The sequence below is a fragment of the Zhongshania aquatica genome (assembly GCF_027257955.1).
Taxonomy (GTDB): domain Bacteria; phylum Pseudomonadota; class Gammaproteobacteria; order Pseudomonadales; family Spongiibacteraceae; genus Spongiibacter; species Spongiibacter aquatica.
Genome location: NZ_JANZNQ010000013.1, coordinates 92,466 through 107,892, shown reverse-complemented (window position 1 = coordinate 107,892; position 15,427 = coordinate 92,466). Strand labels below are relative to the sequence as shown.

The window sequence follows — 15,427 nt, the reverse complement described above, 5'->3', positions numbered from 1 at the left end:
TCGCGGTCAAGCCCTTGCCATTCGCTAGTAGTTAACATCTAATAACGATCATAAATCGCTAAGGATGGTGACCTTCCTACAGAGGACTTTCACCTCATTAGTTCATGCCCATGCTGGGCGTACACAAGGTGTTCCTGTTGAAATTTTTTCCATTGCTCCTTTTGTGTTTGGTAACACAAAAGCATCCACTCCAAAAATTCAACAGAACACGGCGTTAAGCCTTAAGGGATGTCATGCAGCAAGAACCTGAAATGCGAGATCTGTCTGAATTTTTGAATGAGTTCAACAAAGAAAGTGACAGAGGTGCAGCCCTTAATGCCGCAGCTGTTTTGGATGATTGGCTGGAGAATATTCTTAGGTCTTTCCTTGCTGATAACAAATCAGGAAAAGAGCTTATCAGCGGGTTTAATGCACCCCTTGGTACATTTGCAGCGAAAGCAGCCGCCGCTCATGCGCTCGGACTTTTGCAAGATAATGAATTTCGGGAAATTACTTTAATCCGAAAAATTAGAAACGAATTCGGTCATAGCTGGAAAGGTGTCAGTTTTGAGTCAGAAAAAGTAGCTGGCCTTGTCAATCAGCTTCCTTGGTGCGGCCCAGTTGAGCTTGAGGAAGGATCAACGCTGAGGGCACGCTTTAATTTTTCCATTGCAATTTTATTAACAGATTTAATGTGGCGCGCCCGACTGGCAGCCAAAGAAAAGAGAGCTACTAAAACGTGGCCAAACAAATCAAGAGCTTAAGGTTTAACAAGGCCAGCCGCGGCGACGTCTTTTCCGTTGCGGCTTCCTGGGCGATAAAGCCGCGCAGCGACCATTAGCTCTAGGTCATAGCAATCTCGCAAAGTTGTAAAATTGAGGAAAATAAAATTGGCAAAGTTTAGGCGGAGAACTCTTCACGTATTAATTATATTCTTGCTTTCAGCTTTAGCCGCTTGCGGTGGCGGTGGCGGTGGTGGCGGTGGCGATAGTCAGGTTCCAGTTGTTTCGGCTATTGATCCATCGGATGTCAATTTTATTCCACATCTATCTTTTAGAGAAAAAATCGCACTAGTATTTCCTGAAGCATGGAATAGGCAGGATTCTTTATCTCTTGGTGAGCCTGATGTGATAGCTGCTTTTTCAGAGCCTTCAGAGGGGGAATCTGATCAGTTTTTAGAAAACGTTTTGCTTGTCAAATTAGACAGTATGGCAGAGGTAACAGGAGTAGATGTAAGCAATATACAAGAAATCTCGAGTAGACAAATTGAAGTGGCGGGATTTTCAGGAGAAGAATCCATATTTGATGCAGATGTGGAAGGCGTTGAGCAGTTGGATCTAAGGTTTATGTTGATTGCCTTTGAGTTCGATGACGCAGTTTACGGTTTACTCTACAGTGCGGAAAGGAGAGTATTTGAAAGGAATGTAGAGATAGTTCGACATATGGCATCTTCACTAAATATTGGCCAGGTTGTATTTGAAAATTTGAATCTAAATTCAGATTTATCTCAGCCAGCCAAACCCGCCGTAGCCAGTGATGGCTCGAACTTTCTTACTGTTTCATGCAGAGAATCTGAAGTTTTCCCTTACCCTTCCGAACTTATTGGCAGGATCGTATATGGCAACAGGACAATGGGGCCAGAATTCCAAATTCATGGCAAAGTAGATACAGGTAATACAGGTTGTAGATTCACTCGCTATAACGCAATTTTTGATGGCATGAATTACCTGGTTACCTATATGACAAGTTTGAACGGTGAGCGAAGTATAGTAGGGAAAAGAATAGCACCCGATGGGAATGTCGTAGACGACCTGCCGATTGATATTTCTCAAACTGTCGGAATATCAGCCTTCGAGCCAGATATGGTTTTTGATGGCACTCGAACCCTAGTTGTTTGGCATGAGTCAGGAGCAACTCATAGAATTAAGGGAGCCTTTGTTGATCAGCTGGGAGGAGTAACAAACAGTTTTATAGTTGTTGACAACCTTTCAGATACTTACCCAGATCCTAATAATCATGTGTATTCTCCCAGCGTTGCTTATGGAGAAAACGAATTTATGGTTATATGGAGCCCATATTTTTTTGAAGATACTCGAAGAAGTGTTGGAATGCCTATTTTCGGGCAGTTATTGGATCTAGAAGGAAATGTACTTCTATCTAACGCTGTGCAGATTAGAAGTGATAATGGCGATAATCCGCGTTACCCTCAAATTGCTTCAGATGGAAATAACTACGTTGTTGGATGGATAGAAGGGCTATTAGAAACAAATACGATAATGTCTGGTAGTTTTACAGTTTATGCTCGCCAAATAAACTCTTCAGGGGAATTGGTGGATGCTGCTGCATCTGATATTGGGATTATAATATCTCCACCAATCTTTGTTGGTGGCAACTCATCAGAAGAGGTTCCAAAAGACTTTCTCGATTTATCCTATGAAGACGGGAACTATCTATTTCTTTGGTCTTCATCAAACTTCGACCCAGAAACAGGAGTATATGGTGTTAAAGTATCGCGGGAATTAGAGAGTATATCCGCAGCCATACCTATATCGGGTCTTAATCGCGACACATTAAGAGATGATTTAGCTAGGCCATCGCAAGCCAATGTAGCATATTCTGATACAGCGAACTTTGTTCTTTGGCCATCACGGAGCGGTGTAGTAGAAGGCTGGTTTATGGATAAGGAGAAATTTGACTGAGCAAGGTAGTATTTGATTAGTTTTGCTATAACAAAAAAACGCAAGCGGACGGCTATGCCGCCGCTTCGCTTGGTGTTGAGATTGTAAAAACCCACCTGTTTCGGCCCGATTCGGGGTTTTTAACTGTTCGCTTATTACCAACATCAGCCATCAAGTTCCATGGCCCCAGAACTGCAAGCCCATAAACTGTCCAGCGATCATTGTTATCTTCAATTAGCCGTTTCGGACAGTTTAGGGATGAAACAATCTTTTTAGGTGCACTTACTCTGGGTGTTCCTCTAACTCATCATTCGGGCGGGGTTGGCTAATAGACTCTGGTGACTCTGCGCTTCCTTGTTCTGGCGGTGTATCGTCCGTTCTTTCGTTATTGAGCTTTTCAGCTTTTGGCTTATCTACCAGTTGAGTGGCATTTTGAGTCGCATCTTTTACCGCTTTGCGCGCTGCAGCAGCGACCGTTGCTGGGTCATCACTGGTTTTGGCTGCGGTTTGTGCGGCTTCTCTAGCAACTTCTTTCATGTTCTCGGCAACCGGTTCAAGTGCTTCTGCTACGACGTTATCCGCCATTTTGTCAGCGGCTACTTTTTTCTGGTCGGTGGCGATACCAACGTGGTACGCGGCGAAACCCGGCATGACCATTTGGTTGAGGGCAAGGCCAATAATCTGGCCGTCAACGTTACTTCGTATCACCGAGCTGCGGTTGGTAATTGGATCGGTTACGGTGCCCAAAATATCGCCTTTTTTGACTCGCTGGCCGAGCTTGGCTTCTGTTAGGAATACCCCGCTTTGGTCGGCACGTAGCCACGTCGATTTATAAAACACGTTTTGGTTGGGTGCTCGGCTCGGTTTTGAGCCAATCATGCCCATGTGGTACATGACGGCTTTAATACCGTTCACACTCTGGATGACCTCTTTTAGCTGGAGGCGCAGTGGTTCGCCAGCTTCTAGCGTGACGGCCGGGATACCCGCGTCAACGGCTGCGCGGCGGAGGGTTCCCGGCGCGCCAGCGCCGTCTAATACGGTCACGTCATGAAACATTTTGCTGAATTGCATTACGCTTTCTTTGCCGAGATTACCGCGCAATTGGGTGAGGTTGGTGCGGTGGAACGAGCCGGTATGTATATCGATCAGGCGGTCGCAGTGGGTAATGACTTCATTGAAGAAACTGTGGGCTATTCTACCCGCAGAGCTACCTTTTGGATCGCCGGGGAAATAGCGGTTGAGATCGCGGCGGTCGGGGAGGTAGCGTGAGGTACGACGGAAGCCATGCATATTTACAATCGGTACGCCGATGACGACGCCGTTTAATTTGTCGCTTTCGAGGCTAAACATCACGCGACGTATCGCTTCGACACCATTTAACTCGTCGCCGTGAACCGCAGCGGTCAGGCAGAGGGTGGGGCCGGGTTTATTACCTGCCGCTACCAGTATTGGGGTTGGCATAGCGAGCCCGGCGATGGCTTGCCCTGCGGTCCAATACAAACGCTCAAAACTGCCCCTTAAAATATCTTGGCCGAGTAGGGTAAAGGCGACTTCTGGCGTATCCGTGGCGACGGTGCTTTTATCAAAATCGCTATTTAGTACTGCGTTTCTGTGCCGGTTTGAGCTGAATGTTGTGCCTTCTTCATTGACCGTTTCGCTAGGGGTTGAGGCATTAAGGGCGTGTGACTCGTTCAGCGACTTTGGCGATTGTTCGTTCGCTGAGGCGGCCTGAGTGAGCAATTGAAAGCTCAGTGCTATGCAAAAAATGACGATGCGTCGCATGATACAGCGGATTACTCCGTTAATTGTGGTAAGCAAGTTGTAGTCTTGCCGGTGTGTTTGTGCTGCCTATTACATCCTATCAGGCCACAGCTGTGCGTAAATTGTATACAAAATCGCCAGTTTAAACGCCTTTAAAAGGATATTTCGTAAAATTCCTTTACCGTGACCGTTCCCAGTTTGACGTTTAAAAAGGCGTTAGTTCATTAGGCGCTGTTGGCATTTTTACCGAGTTTGAGCTGCGGTACGCATAAAAATCCATGGCGGATGATGAAAAGAGCCAAGAAGTCTCGCTCATGTCCGACTATAATTGCGGCATTGATTAGGCCGTCCGCAATAAACAGGATGGCAGATAATGATAATGGCGGGAGTTTGGCATGACTAAAGATAGGCTGATTATTTTTGATACGACCCTTCGTGACGGTGAGCAAAGCCCGGGCGCGTCTATGACGCGTGACGAAAAGGTGCGTATTGCTAAAATGCTCGAAAAAATGGGCGTAGATGTCATTGAAGCGGGTTTTGCCATCGCCAGCGTCGGCGACTTCGAATCGGTTAAAGCCGTAGCCGAAGCAGTGAGAGGCAGCACCATTTGCAGCTTAGCTCGCACTGGGTCTGAAGATATTGATCGGGCGGCAGAAGCATTGCGACCAGCGGAGTCAGGACGTATTCATACCTTTATAGCCACTTCGCCGATTCACATGGAATACAAATTGCGAATGACCCCAGATAATGTGGTCGAGCGCGCCGTGGCGGCGGTGAAGTATGCCCGTAACTTAATAGGCGATGTTGAGTTTTCCTGTGAAGACGCATCGCGTTCTGAATACGATTTCTTATGCCGGATTATTGAGCAGGTCATTGACGCTGGTGCGCGCACCATCAACTTGCCCGATACCGTTGGCTATGGTGAGCCGGGTGAATACGGTGCAATGGTCGCTCGGCTGATGAACACTATTCCCAATGCCGACAAGGCGATTTTCTCCGTTCATTGCCACAATGATCTTGGCCTGGCGGTGGCGAACTCGCTGTCCGCCGTTATGCACGGTGCTAGGCAGGTAGAATGTACAATTAATGGCTTGGGTGAGCGCGCGGGTAATGCCTCATTAGAAGAGTTGGTGATGGCCGTTCGCACCCGCGCGGACATATTCCCTGTTCAAGTGAGCGTAGACGCTACACAGATCGTGCCTACCTCGCGGCTTGTTTCTTCAATAACGGGCTTTCCGGTTCAGCCGAATAAGGCGATTGTGGGTGCGAATGCTTTCGCGCACGAGTCTGGTATTCATCAGGACGGTGTTCTAAAACACCGCGAAACCTACGAAATTATGCGTGCGCAGGATGTGGGTTGGAATGCCAATAAACTCGTACTGGGTAAGCATTCTGGCCGTGCGGCCTTTAAAGCACGCTTAGAAGAGCTGGGTATTACCCTAGATAACCAAGCAGCGTTGAATTTGGCATTTACCCGCTTTAAAGAGCTGGCAGATAAAAAGCATGAAATCTTTGACGAAGATTTGCAGGCACTGATGAGTGATGTGCAACCGGCAGAGTATGAAAAACGTTATCACTTTGTTGGCTTGGAAGCTGTGTCGCGAACTGGCTCTAAGCCCCGCGCAGATGTTCAGCTGACAATCGACGGTGAGGCCAAAGAAGCCAATGCCGAAGGCGATGGGCCAGTAGATGCGGCATTTAAAGCAGTAGAGTTATTGGTTGATAGCGGCGCCAAACTTTTACTCTATTCTGTGAATGCGATTACCCGTGGCACCGATTCTCAGGGCGAAGTGCAAGTACGCCTAGAAAAGCAGGGCACTATTGTGAATGGCAATGGCGCAGACACCGACATTATTGTGGCGTCGGTGAAGGCCTATCTTGATGCCTTAAATCTCTTGGATGCAGGTGTTTTAAAAGCGCACCCTCAGCGGGGCGTGTAAGTGAACGAAGCACTGCGCTTAGACTATTTGCAGGCAATGGGCGTGGACAGTTATGTGCCGCGCTTTGTGCTTGACGGTGCGGCGAGTTCGCCACTTTGCGACATTGATTTTGCACCACTGGATGATGGTGACGAGGAATCAATCGCGGCAGATGGCTATGAAAACGGTGCGCCGTATACAGACGACCGTGACGCAGACAGTCACGATATTCAAAACGAGTATCAGAATCTAAGTGCCGAGCGAGATCGTGATAGCGCATCCGGCCGACCTGCCTCAAGCGCAAGCCAGCAAGTACCTAGTGAGAGTAGGGCGCGTATTGCCTCTGATTTAGATGCTTTAAACCTTGATGGCAAGGCATCTAAACGTCCGCCGGTTTCGTCGACCACTACGCCAACTGCGGCTGAAGGTGAAAACGCGACGCCAGTGGCAAATCCTGCATTCAACGTTGAAATAGTTGGCACCGGTATAGGCGTTCTGTTTGTGGTAGACACCACTCATCAGCCACTTAATCCGGCTGAAAAACGCCTGCTGGCCAATATCGCAATCGCGATTACATCCCATCATAAACTTGAACTAGCGCCGTCTTTTTCCAGTGCACGTTTTCAGTGGCCGGTATTGAAAACGCCGAGTTTTGCACGAGACGCTGATGCGGCAAAAGATGCCCTATTAGGGAATGTGATGGCGCATGCAGAACGTCAAAATGCGCACTGCGTGATTGTGCTGGGGGATAACATAAACAGCTATTTTGATCGCGATTTGTTGGCATCGTCGGGTTTAACCGCCATTTTTAGCGTGCAGCCAGCGCTAATGCTGGAAGACGGAAGTAAAAAAGCCGAGCTATGGGCGCAGTTGCGCGGCGTTTCCTTTTTGACGAAGGGCACCGACGAAGCATGACACGCATTGCAATGCTAGGCATTCATCATCTAGAACAATGCCTGTTAATAGAAACTCGCTCTGACCCCCATCCGTGGGGGCGGGTAAATTGGCTGCGCAGTCTTCGCGATGATCACTGCCTTGGTTACTGGCAAGGCGATGAATTGCTAGCAATCAGCGCCTACACCCTAGTATTAGACGACGTTAGTTTGTTGAATATTGTTGTTGATAACGACTGTCGTGGCAGCGGAGTGGGACGGCGTTTACTGACCGAAGGTTTGGAGTGGATGCAGCAATTTGGTGGTGCCCGCTGTTTGCTAGAAGTGCGGGTATCCAATACAGTAGCGCGGGCCTTGTACAGCAAGTTGGGTTTTGTCGAAGACGGCATCCGTAAAAAATATTATCCCCTAGGCGATGGTCATGAAGATGCGATATTAATGTCGGCGGATCTTCCTTTATTGGTTTAAAAATAAATTCCAGCGCTTAGCTAAATTACTGAGATAGATGTTATGCAAGAAGTTGAGTCTGACTGGTGGTTTATCGGTTTACCTGAAGAATGGCGTACCGAGCAGGATGAGGACAGTATTCTGATCTTTGATCAGGACGAATTAGGCTGTATCAGTTTAAGCAGTTTGCAGGCAGAGCATGGCAAACCAGCGAGCGAGCAAGACGTAAAATCCCTAATAAAAGAAGTTGGTATGGCTATTGCTGACGGCAAAGTATGCAAAATAGGCGACGATTATCGTGGTTGGGAATTTGAAACTGTCGAAGAAGGGGATTATATTCGCGAATGGTTTCTACACGGTGGTGGTCACTTACTGTTAGTGAGCTATGCTTGCGCGGAGGATGATCGCGATATGGACCGCGCCGCCGTTGATCAAATTTTAGATACATTGCGCTTAAAGATTAGTGAATAGTTCGCTGTTTGCTTAAAAATTGAACAAGTTGGCAGTTTCGCTGTAAAAGCCATGATAGCCTCCACATAGTTTGTTAGTTAGACGGTGAGTTAATGAAAAAAATAATGATTGCACTGCTTGCTTCACTTGTTTTTTCGCCGGTTATGGCGGCCGAAGTGAAACGTAATCCTGCAAATTTGCAGTTGGCCTCGGTCAGTGCGATTGTGCTCGACGCGAACAGTGGTGAAGTGGTTTATCAAAAATATGCTGATATTGTTAAACCAATTGCATCATTGACCAAGGTCATGACAGCGATGGTGGTATTGGACGCACGGCTGCCATTGCGTGAAGAAATCCGTTTTTCACAAGCAGACCGTAAAGCAGTTAATAACTATTACTCACGTATTCGTATGGATTCGGCATTGCCACGGGGTGAAGCACTGCGTTTGGCTCTGATGTCCTCAGAAAATCTCGCAGCGGCGGCATTGGGGCGCAACTATCCCGGTGGTATGACCGCCTTTGTCGCCAAAATGAATGCGAAGGCGCGCGCTCTTGGTATGAAAAACACCCATTTTGACGACAGCAGCGGCCTGTCACATAAAAACGTGTCTACCGCTGCGGATATGGCTAAGTTAGTTGCCGCGGCGGCGAAGTATCCAGAAATTTCTGAATACTCAACGACGGCAACGCACACCGCTAATTTCAAATATCCGGCTTATCGTTTAGCCTATGTGAATACCAACGCACTAGTTCGTTACAATCGTTGGGACGTAGCCATGAGTAAAACGGGCTATCTCAATGAAGCTGGTCGCTGTCTTGTAATGAAGGCAAAAGTTGACGGTAAGGATCTATTGTTCGTTATGCTCGATTCTTTCGGGAAAACTAGCCCTGTTGGCGATGCCGGTCGTATTAAGCGCTGGTTAGAGTCTGGCAAGGGTGGCAGTGTTGCCACCGCGGCGCAGGTTTACCAAAAGAAGAAAGTGTCTGAATATCTTGCTGCGAGAACGACCGCAAGTATTCGTTAGACGCTAAATATATTGGAAACGTGAGGGCCTTCCTGTTCGCAGGGAGGCCCTTCTTGTTTCTGCTCTCCGTAAATAAACATGATGATAAGGGCGTTGTTTTAATGAATGTGAATTGGCAGCCAGATACTGGAACTGGAACTGAAACCAGAATCTCAGCTGAATATTGTTATGTGGCGGCAAGCTTGGCCAAAGCTGAGTCTGATTTTGATCCGCTGATCGTTGCCTGTGTTGATAAAGCGGTGAGTCAATTAGCCGACAATATTAACGATGAGTCCCGCTATTTGATCTTTGAGTTTGGTGACGGCGATATATTAAAGATTGTCGTAAGCGACGACAGTAAGACTCAGGACTCTGCCCATAGCGTGGTCTGTGATATGTCGGCAATGAGGCAATGCTTAGCGGAATCGACACACTGGAAGTTTAAAGATGAATCCTTTGCTGAGATTGTTAAGCACGGCATTCGCGACTATTTGACGACCTGTAGCGGGTTCATGCGCTATTCATTGGTTGCAATATTCTGTGAGACCGACCGGACGAAAACAGAGCTCATTTAAAAATCTAGGACCGAGTCGGCGCTGCGGATACTGCTAGGTAATTCACGGCGAGTAGGTGCTCCGGCCTGATAAACGGCAAGCTAAGGCCCGCGCTTCGGCTAGATATGTTGACTGACGTATATCATCCATGGCGCGACCTTTGGCATGCTTAGTCCTCACATTTGATCATTGTAAATGATTGAGTATAGGAAATTGTGAGGTGAGGGACGTGGATGAAGATTGTATCTATCAATCGAGCGCAATATAGGCAGCTGGAGTTCGACGGTAAATTAGTTGATACCGGTCTTTATAAGGAGCCAATAGATACCTCAGTATATGTAAGCAGCGCAGGTATTGAAGGCGACACCATCGCCGACTTGAGCGTTCATGGTGGCGCTGATCAAGCGGTATATCTTTACTCAACAGAAGATTATCAGTGGTGGTCTGAGGAATTGGAGCGACCATTAAGCCCGGGTACTTTTGGCGAAAATATCACCACCGAGGGCATTGAGCTGCGGGATCTGCTGATTGGCGATCGCTTGATGATCGACAATACCATTCTCGAAATTTCTGCCCCGCGTACACCCTGTTTCAAATTGGCGGTGCGTATGGGTGATACTGGGTTTGCCAAACAGTTTGTTCGTGCGTCTAGGCCCGGTGCCTATGTACGGGTGCTGAGACACGGCAATATTCGAGCGGAAGATCCGATTGTGTTGGTGAAAACTATCGAGGATTACGCGGGCGTCGTAGACGTGTTCGATCTGTGGCATGCAAAGGAGCGGTCGCGGCTATTAATCGACAAAGCGCTGTCATCGCCGATCTCGAATTATCACCGCAGTGTAATTGAGGGCTGGTCAATTACTGAGTGATTGCGCAGCGGTTACCCAAAGTCGCTCAGCTTAACGTACAATAGCGTCTTTCTTAAAAAAGGCGCGCTCGATGGCGATTCAGTGGTACCCGGGACATATGCACAAAGCACAAAAGGCGATTGCCGATGTGCTGCCTCAGGTTGATCTGCTGATAGAGGTATTGGACGCTCGGATTCCAAGTTCTAGCGAAAACCCAGCCATTGCAAAACTGCGCGGCGCCAAGCCCTGTATTAAAGTGTTGAGCAAAGCGGATTTGGCCGACCCCAAGGTGACCGCCGAGTGGCAGGAATACCTGGATCGCGACCGTGGTGTAAAGTCGTTTACCACTACTACTGATGAGCCCGCAAAAATTAAGCAGCTTATCGACCTCTGCCGAAAAATGTTCCCTGCCAAAGACGCCAGTTTAAAAACCATTAATACCATGATCGTCGGTATTCCCAATGTCGGTAAATCGACGCTGATTAATATTTTGGCTGATCGCATTATCGCAAAAACCGGCAATGAGCCAGCGGTCACAAAGAGTCAGCAGCGGATTAATTTGGGCAGCGGTATCGTCTTGTTCGACACTCCCGGTATTCTTTGGCCAAAAATTGAAAACCCCCATAGTAGTTACCGCTTAGCGGTAACCGGTGCTATTAAAAATACCGCGATGGAATTCGATGACGTCGGATTTTACGCTGCTGAGTATTTAATTAAGGCCTACCCCGATCTACTCAAGGCTCGCTTCCAACTAGAGAGTATTCCCGACACCGAGCTGGCATTTTTAGAGGCGGCAGCACGTCGGCGTGGCGCGCTTACGGCGGGTGGTCGCATCAATCTACATAAGATATGCGAATTATTGATTAATGAATTGCGTGCTGGCACCGTGGGGCGAATCAGCCTTGAAACACCCGCGATGCTGGAACGAGAAAATTTGGCCGTTGCGGAAGCAAAGGCTATTAAAGAGGCAGAAAATCAGGCTCGTAAGCAGCGCTTTAAAGATGGTTCGCGCCGTTCTGATGACTGAGTTAAGACCGTAATCGTAATAGGAAAGTAAAATGGTAAATAATGATGTGTTGCGCCGAGTGCGCTACATCTTTGATTTTAATGATTCAAAAATGATAGCAATTTACGGTTTGGCTGATCATCACGTCTCGCGTGAAGAAGTTAGCGCGTGGCTAAAAAAGGAAGGTGATGAGGGCTATGAAGACTGTAGCGATCTTCTTATGGCTGCCTTTTTAAATGGCTTAATTGTCGATAAGCGCGGTGCAAAAGACGGCCAAAAGCCGGTTGCAGAAAAACGTCTAACGAACAATATGATTTTTATGAAGTTGAAAATTGCATTAAGTCTGAAGGCTGAAGACGTAATGGCAATTTTGGAATTAGCAGACTTTAAAATTAGTAAGCATGAGCTGAGTGCGTTTTTTCGCAAGACAGATCACAAACATTATCGCGAATGTAAAGACCAAATTTTGCGTAATTTTCTAAAAGGCTTGCAAATAAAATATCGCAATACCAGTGATGAGTCATAGGCTCATCATTGCATAACAGTAGATGGGTGCCTCGCCTGTATTAGGTTTGCGCCCATTGTCGCAGTAGGTTGTGGTACACGCCGGTGAGTTGAATGATGGCAGGGTGATCTTCATTGCCCTGACTTAAATTTTGAATGCTCATATCCATGTCGTATAGTAGGGTGCGTTTCTCATCGCTGGCGACCATACTTTGTAGCCAGAAAAACGAAGCCAAGCGACGCCCTCTCGTCACCGGTGTAACACGGTGCAAACTGGTCGATGGATATAAGATCATATCCCCCGCCGCCAGCTTAACGCTCTGTGTACCGTAGGTATCTTCAATCACCAATTCCCCGCCGTCATACTCTTCGGGCTCTGAGAAGAACAGCGTCATCGATAGATCGGTTCTCACCTTTACCGCAGTGCCTTTGACTTGCCGAATGGCATTGTCGACATGTACGCCAAAGGAGTGGCCGCCTTGATAGCAGTTAAACAGCGGTGGGAATATTTTTAAAGGTAGGGCGGCAGACATGAATAAATTGTTCTTCGCCAGCGCTGCTAAAATAATATCGCCCAACTGTTTTGCGGCGTCAGAATTTTCTTCTAGCTGAATATTGTTCTTGGTTTTTGCTGACTGGTAGCCCGCCGTCACCTTACCGTCGACCCAGTTTGCAGCCTCCATTATGCCTCGGCAGTGCCGGATTTCTGTTTTACTGAGTAGTGCGGGTATTTTTACTAACATACAAATAGACCTTTAACGAAAATGCCCCGCGTAGTGCGGGGCGATATTGTCTTCAGCGTTTCTCAAAAACGTGTCATTAAAACGATAGCATCGCGTCTATCAAATTAGAACTCCAGACTGGCAGTAAGCGTGACGCTTTTACCAGGCCCTGGAACGCCTCGGCTACCACGGGGCTTAAGCAGATATTTTTCGTCTGTTAAGTTGTTGGCGTTGAGTTGTAATTTAACGTTATCCGTCGCTTGGAAAGAGGCGGTTGCGTTTAGCAATGTGACTGCGTCTAGTTCAGTAGTGTCGCCATTCTCGTATTCGCCAATGTACTGCAGACCACCGCCCACTTGCCATGCGCGATCAATTTCGTAGGTGGTCCATAGGCTGGCGCTGTGCTCAGGTGTATTGAAAATAACCACGCCAACTTCTGCTGGATCGCCAGAATCTTTGATTTCGCTATCGGTATAGGTGTAGTTGGCGATGATCGCCCACTTCGATGTGATGGTGCCGTTAATGCCTAGCTCTATGCCTTGTACTACTTGCTCACCGTCGAGTACTAGCGCGTCGTCGTTGTCGACGTCGTTGGTTGCTGCGTTTGTTTTAACCGAGCGGAATAGTGCTGCATTGGCAAGAACCTTGGCATCGAACAGTTCCCACTTGGTGCCGAGTTCTAAGATTTGATCCTCTTCAGCATCTAGGTTTTGTTCATCCGATGACAGTGTTAGGTTGCTGCCCAGAGGCGTTTGCGCATTGCCGACACCGAGATAAATGCTGCCATTTTCTACTGGCTTATACGTAACCGCAGCGTTCCAGCTAATTAAGGTATCACTAGATTTATACTTGAATGGGTCGGTGATAACACCACCGCGACCAGTTGAAGAATAGTCTTGCGAATACTCTTGCTCGTAGTCCTCAACTCGCACGCCCAGATTGACTGACCACTTCGGTGTAAAGGTGAGCGTGTCACTGACAAATAGTGATATCGCGTCGTATGTCCCTTTACGCTTGCCGCCGGCGCGGGTAATAGAGCCGCCATATGGATCGTCGGTGACAGGGTTGTATAGGTCAACATTGGGCGGATTGTCGTTGGTGGGCCGCAGCTCGTAGTTAATATATTCTTCTTGCGTAATGTCGATACCAGTGACCAAATTGTGGTCAACGCTGCCGCTGCTGAAGTCGCTGCGCAGTGTGGTTTGGTTAGAAATGATATCGCGATCTTCGTCGCGGCCTTTTACGCCACCGCGTCGCACATTACCCGCCGTAGAGTCAAAGCTTGGTCGGGTGAATGCGGCAGAGGTTTCTGTGGTGCCGATAAAGGTCTGATTGCGTAGGCTTAGCGTGTCGTTGAAGCGGTGATCAACGGCGAGTTTGACGGTGCTTATTTCATTTTTGTCGTAGTCGCGATTTTCAACGCCGTAGTAGTTTTCAGCAGTATCTTTATCTAAGTAGCGCTCGCCATTTGCGTTGGTCAGTAAAGGCACACCGCCGTCGGGTATATTGTCTTGGTCTAAGTAGCTAATACCGCCTGTCAGTGTTGTTTTTTCTGACAATAAATACGTTAGTGCACCTGCAAATCCACTACCTTTATTCTCTGTAACATCACGTCCGGGTACGCCGCTGTCCTGGGTCATGATGTTAATTCGGCCAGCTAAATTATTACTTAACACGCCATTGATGTCGGCGGTGGCGCGCAACTGGTTGTCGTTGCCAACCATAACGGTGCCGCGTTTAAAGTCTTCGAATTTTGCCGCTTTGCTTACCATGTTAACGGAGCCGCCCGCTGAGCCGCGTCCGCTGACAGTAGATGATGGACCTTTGGTCACTTCTAGCTGTTCTAGGTTAAACGTGTCGCGGCTGTAGGCGCCGATATCTCTAACACCGTCTACATACAGGTCGTTGGTGGCATCAAATCCACGAATACTGAGATTGTCGCCTGCGGCAGCGCCGCCTTCGCCTGCCTGCATTGTTATTCCAGAAACATTGCGAAGAGCGTCACGAAGACTGCTTACGGCCTGATCGCGGAGTACCTGCTCGGGCACAACGGTAATTGTTTTAGGCGTATCGGCAAGTTTTTGTGTGTACTGGGGTGATGACGCTTTTTCTGCTTTGTAGGGTGTAATTACCGAAGACTCGATTTTTACAGCGGGTAGGGTTTGCTGCGCTTCTTCAGCGGCCAGTGCTGGCAGTGCTGAGCTGGCAAGTGCTAATCCGATTGCCTGTGCAAGCCGCTTGCGTTGCGGCAGGTTTACTTGTACTTGGCCTTTCACGTCTATGTTCTCCTTTTCGTCTCTAAGGTCTACCGCGAGTCGCTGCCAGCGTAACGACAGCGCCGCGGTTAATTGCGTCTTGTTCTTGAAATGTGGTGCGGGCTACATCTTAATGAGAATTGTTATCAAATACAAATGGTTTGTATTTAGGTTTGTTGGATTACGATTTCCAGGCTGAACAGTGTCTATTCGGTTTCTTCACATTGCAGTGGATAGTGTGGCCGTGGCTAACTTGGCTGTAAAAAGCGTGGCCAGAGAATGATAGGATCTGGTCAAATTAGAAAATGGTGAACACATATTGGTTTTACGGGGGATCGATTTGTGTTCTTGCGCGATGTTTGCTCAGTATTAGTGCGTTTTCCAGAATTTTTACGGCGTAGCTTGTT

General features: G+C 47.8%; 14 protein-coding genes. 11 read left to right on the top strand and 3 right to left on the bottom strand.

Translation table 11 applies throughout. The features are described 5' to 3' along the window. The first annotated feature begins 233 nt into the window (after positions 1-233). Together O9X78_RS13945 and O9X78_RS13940 are read left to right on the top strand one after the other, a co-directional pair. Positions 234-743: a hypothetical protein gene (locus O9X78_RS13945; protein WP_269620321.1), complete on the top strand. Its 510-nt coding sequence runs from the start codon at positions 234-236 to the stop codon at positions 741-743. 126 nt (positions 744-869) lie between these two features. After that, positions 870-2,678, top strand: coding sequence for a hypothetical protein (locus tag O9X78_RS13940; RefSeq protein ID WP_269620320.1), 1,809 nt, complete (start codon positions 870-872; stop codon positions 2,676-2,678). Between the two features lie 261 nt (positions 2,679-2,939). Here O9X78_RS13940 and O9X78_RS13935 read toward each other — a convergent pair whose 3' ends face one another. Beyond that, complete coding sequence (locus tag O9X78_RS13935; RefSeq protein WP_269620319.1) at positions 2,940-4,439, bottom strand: succinylglutamate desuccinylase/aspartoacylase family protein; 1,500 nt, start codon at positions 4,437-4,439, stop codon at positions 2,940-2,942. 374 nt (positions 4,440-4,813) lie between these two features. Here O9X78_RS13935 and O9X78_RS13930 point away from each other — a divergent pair, with 374 nt between their 5' ends. From O9X78_RS13930 to O9X78_RS13890, 9 genes are all read left to right on the top strand, one after another. Continuing rightward, positions 4,814-6,358 (top strand): 2-isopropylmalate synthase, encoded by a 1,545-nt coding sequence (locus tag O9X78_RS13930; RefSeq protein WP_269620318.1) that lies wholly within the window; start codon positions 4,814-4,816, stop codon positions 6,356-6,358. Further along, the gene (locus O9X78_RS13925) at positions 6,359-7,252 is read left to right on the top strand and encodes a hypothetical protein (protein WP_269620317.1); all 894 of its coding nucleotides are present in this window, start codon (positions 6,359-6,361) and stop codon (positions 7,250-7,252) included. Further along, positions 7,249-7,698 carry a ribosomal protein S18-alanine N-acetyltransferase gene (rimI, locus tag O9X78_RS13920; RefSeq protein WP_269620316.1) on the top strand — a complete coding sequence of 150 codons (450 nt, stop codon included), beginning with the start codon at positions 7,249-7,251 and terminating at the stop codon, positions 7,696-7,698. The genes O9X78_RS13925 and rimI overlap by 4 nt, the downstream gene beginning before the upstream one ends. 42 nt (positions 7,699-7,740) lie before the next feature. Continuing rightward, a complete protein-coding gene (locus O9X78_RS13915; RefSeq protein WP_269620315.1) occupies positions 7,741-8,148 on the top strand; it encodes a hypothetical protein in 408 nt (135 codons plus the stop codon). Positions 8,149-8,240: 92 nt separating this feature from the next. Beyond that, on the top strand, positions 8,241-9,152 hold the full coding sequence (pbpG, locus tag O9X78_RS13910) for a D-alanyl-D-alanine endopeptidase (RefSeq protein WP_269620314.1): 912 nt from the start codon (positions 8,241-8,243) through the stop codon (positions 9,150-9,152). 53 nt (positions 9,153-9,205) lie between these two features. Continuing rightward, positions 9,206-9,706: a hypothetical protein gene (locus O9X78_RS13905; protein WP_269620313.1), complete on the top strand. Its 501-nt coding sequence runs from the start codon at positions 9,206-9,208 to the stop codon at positions 9,704-9,706. Positions 9,707-9,918: 212 nt separating this feature from the next. Continuing rightward, the gene (locus tag O9X78_RS13900) at positions 9,919-10,554 is read left to right on the top strand and encodes an MOSC domain-containing protein (RefSeq protein WP_269620312.1); all 636 of its coding nucleotides are present in this window, start codon (positions 9,919-9,921) and stop codon (positions 10,552-10,554) included. Positions 10,555-10,624: 70 nt separating this feature from the next. Further along, positions 10,625-11,560 carry a ribosome biogenesis GTPase YlqF gene (gene ylqF, locus O9X78_RS13895; RefSeq protein WP_269620311.1) on the top strand — a complete coding sequence of 312 codons (936 nt, stop codon included), beginning with the start codon at positions 10,625-10,627 and terminating at the stop codon, positions 11,558-11,560. A gap of 31 nt (positions 11,561-11,591) precedes the next feature. Further along, complete coding sequence (locus tag O9X78_RS13890) at positions 11,592-12,065, top strand: YehS family protein (RefSeq protein ID WP_269620310.1); 474 nt, start codon at positions 11,592-11,594, stop codon at positions 12,063-12,065. A 40-nt stretch (positions 12,066-12,105) separates the two neighbouring features. Here O9X78_RS13890 and O9X78_RS13885 read toward each other — a convergent pair whose 3' ends face one another. Together O9X78_RS13885 and O9X78_RS13880 are read right to left on the bottom strand one after the other, a co-directional pair. Further along, the gene (locus tag O9X78_RS13885) at positions 12,106-12,786 is read right to left on the bottom strand and encodes a Fe2+-dependent dioxygenase (protein WP_269620309.1); all 681 of its coding nucleotides are present in this window, start codon (positions 12,784-12,786) and stop codon (positions 12,106-12,108) included. Between the two features lie 104 nt (positions 12,787-12,890). Further along, entirely contained in the window at positions 12,891-15,041 is a 2,151-nt protein-coding gene (locus O9X78_RS13880) for a TonB-dependent receptor (RefSeq protein WP_269620308.1), read from the bottom strand. Positions 15,042-15,427: the final 386 nt, after the last annotated feature.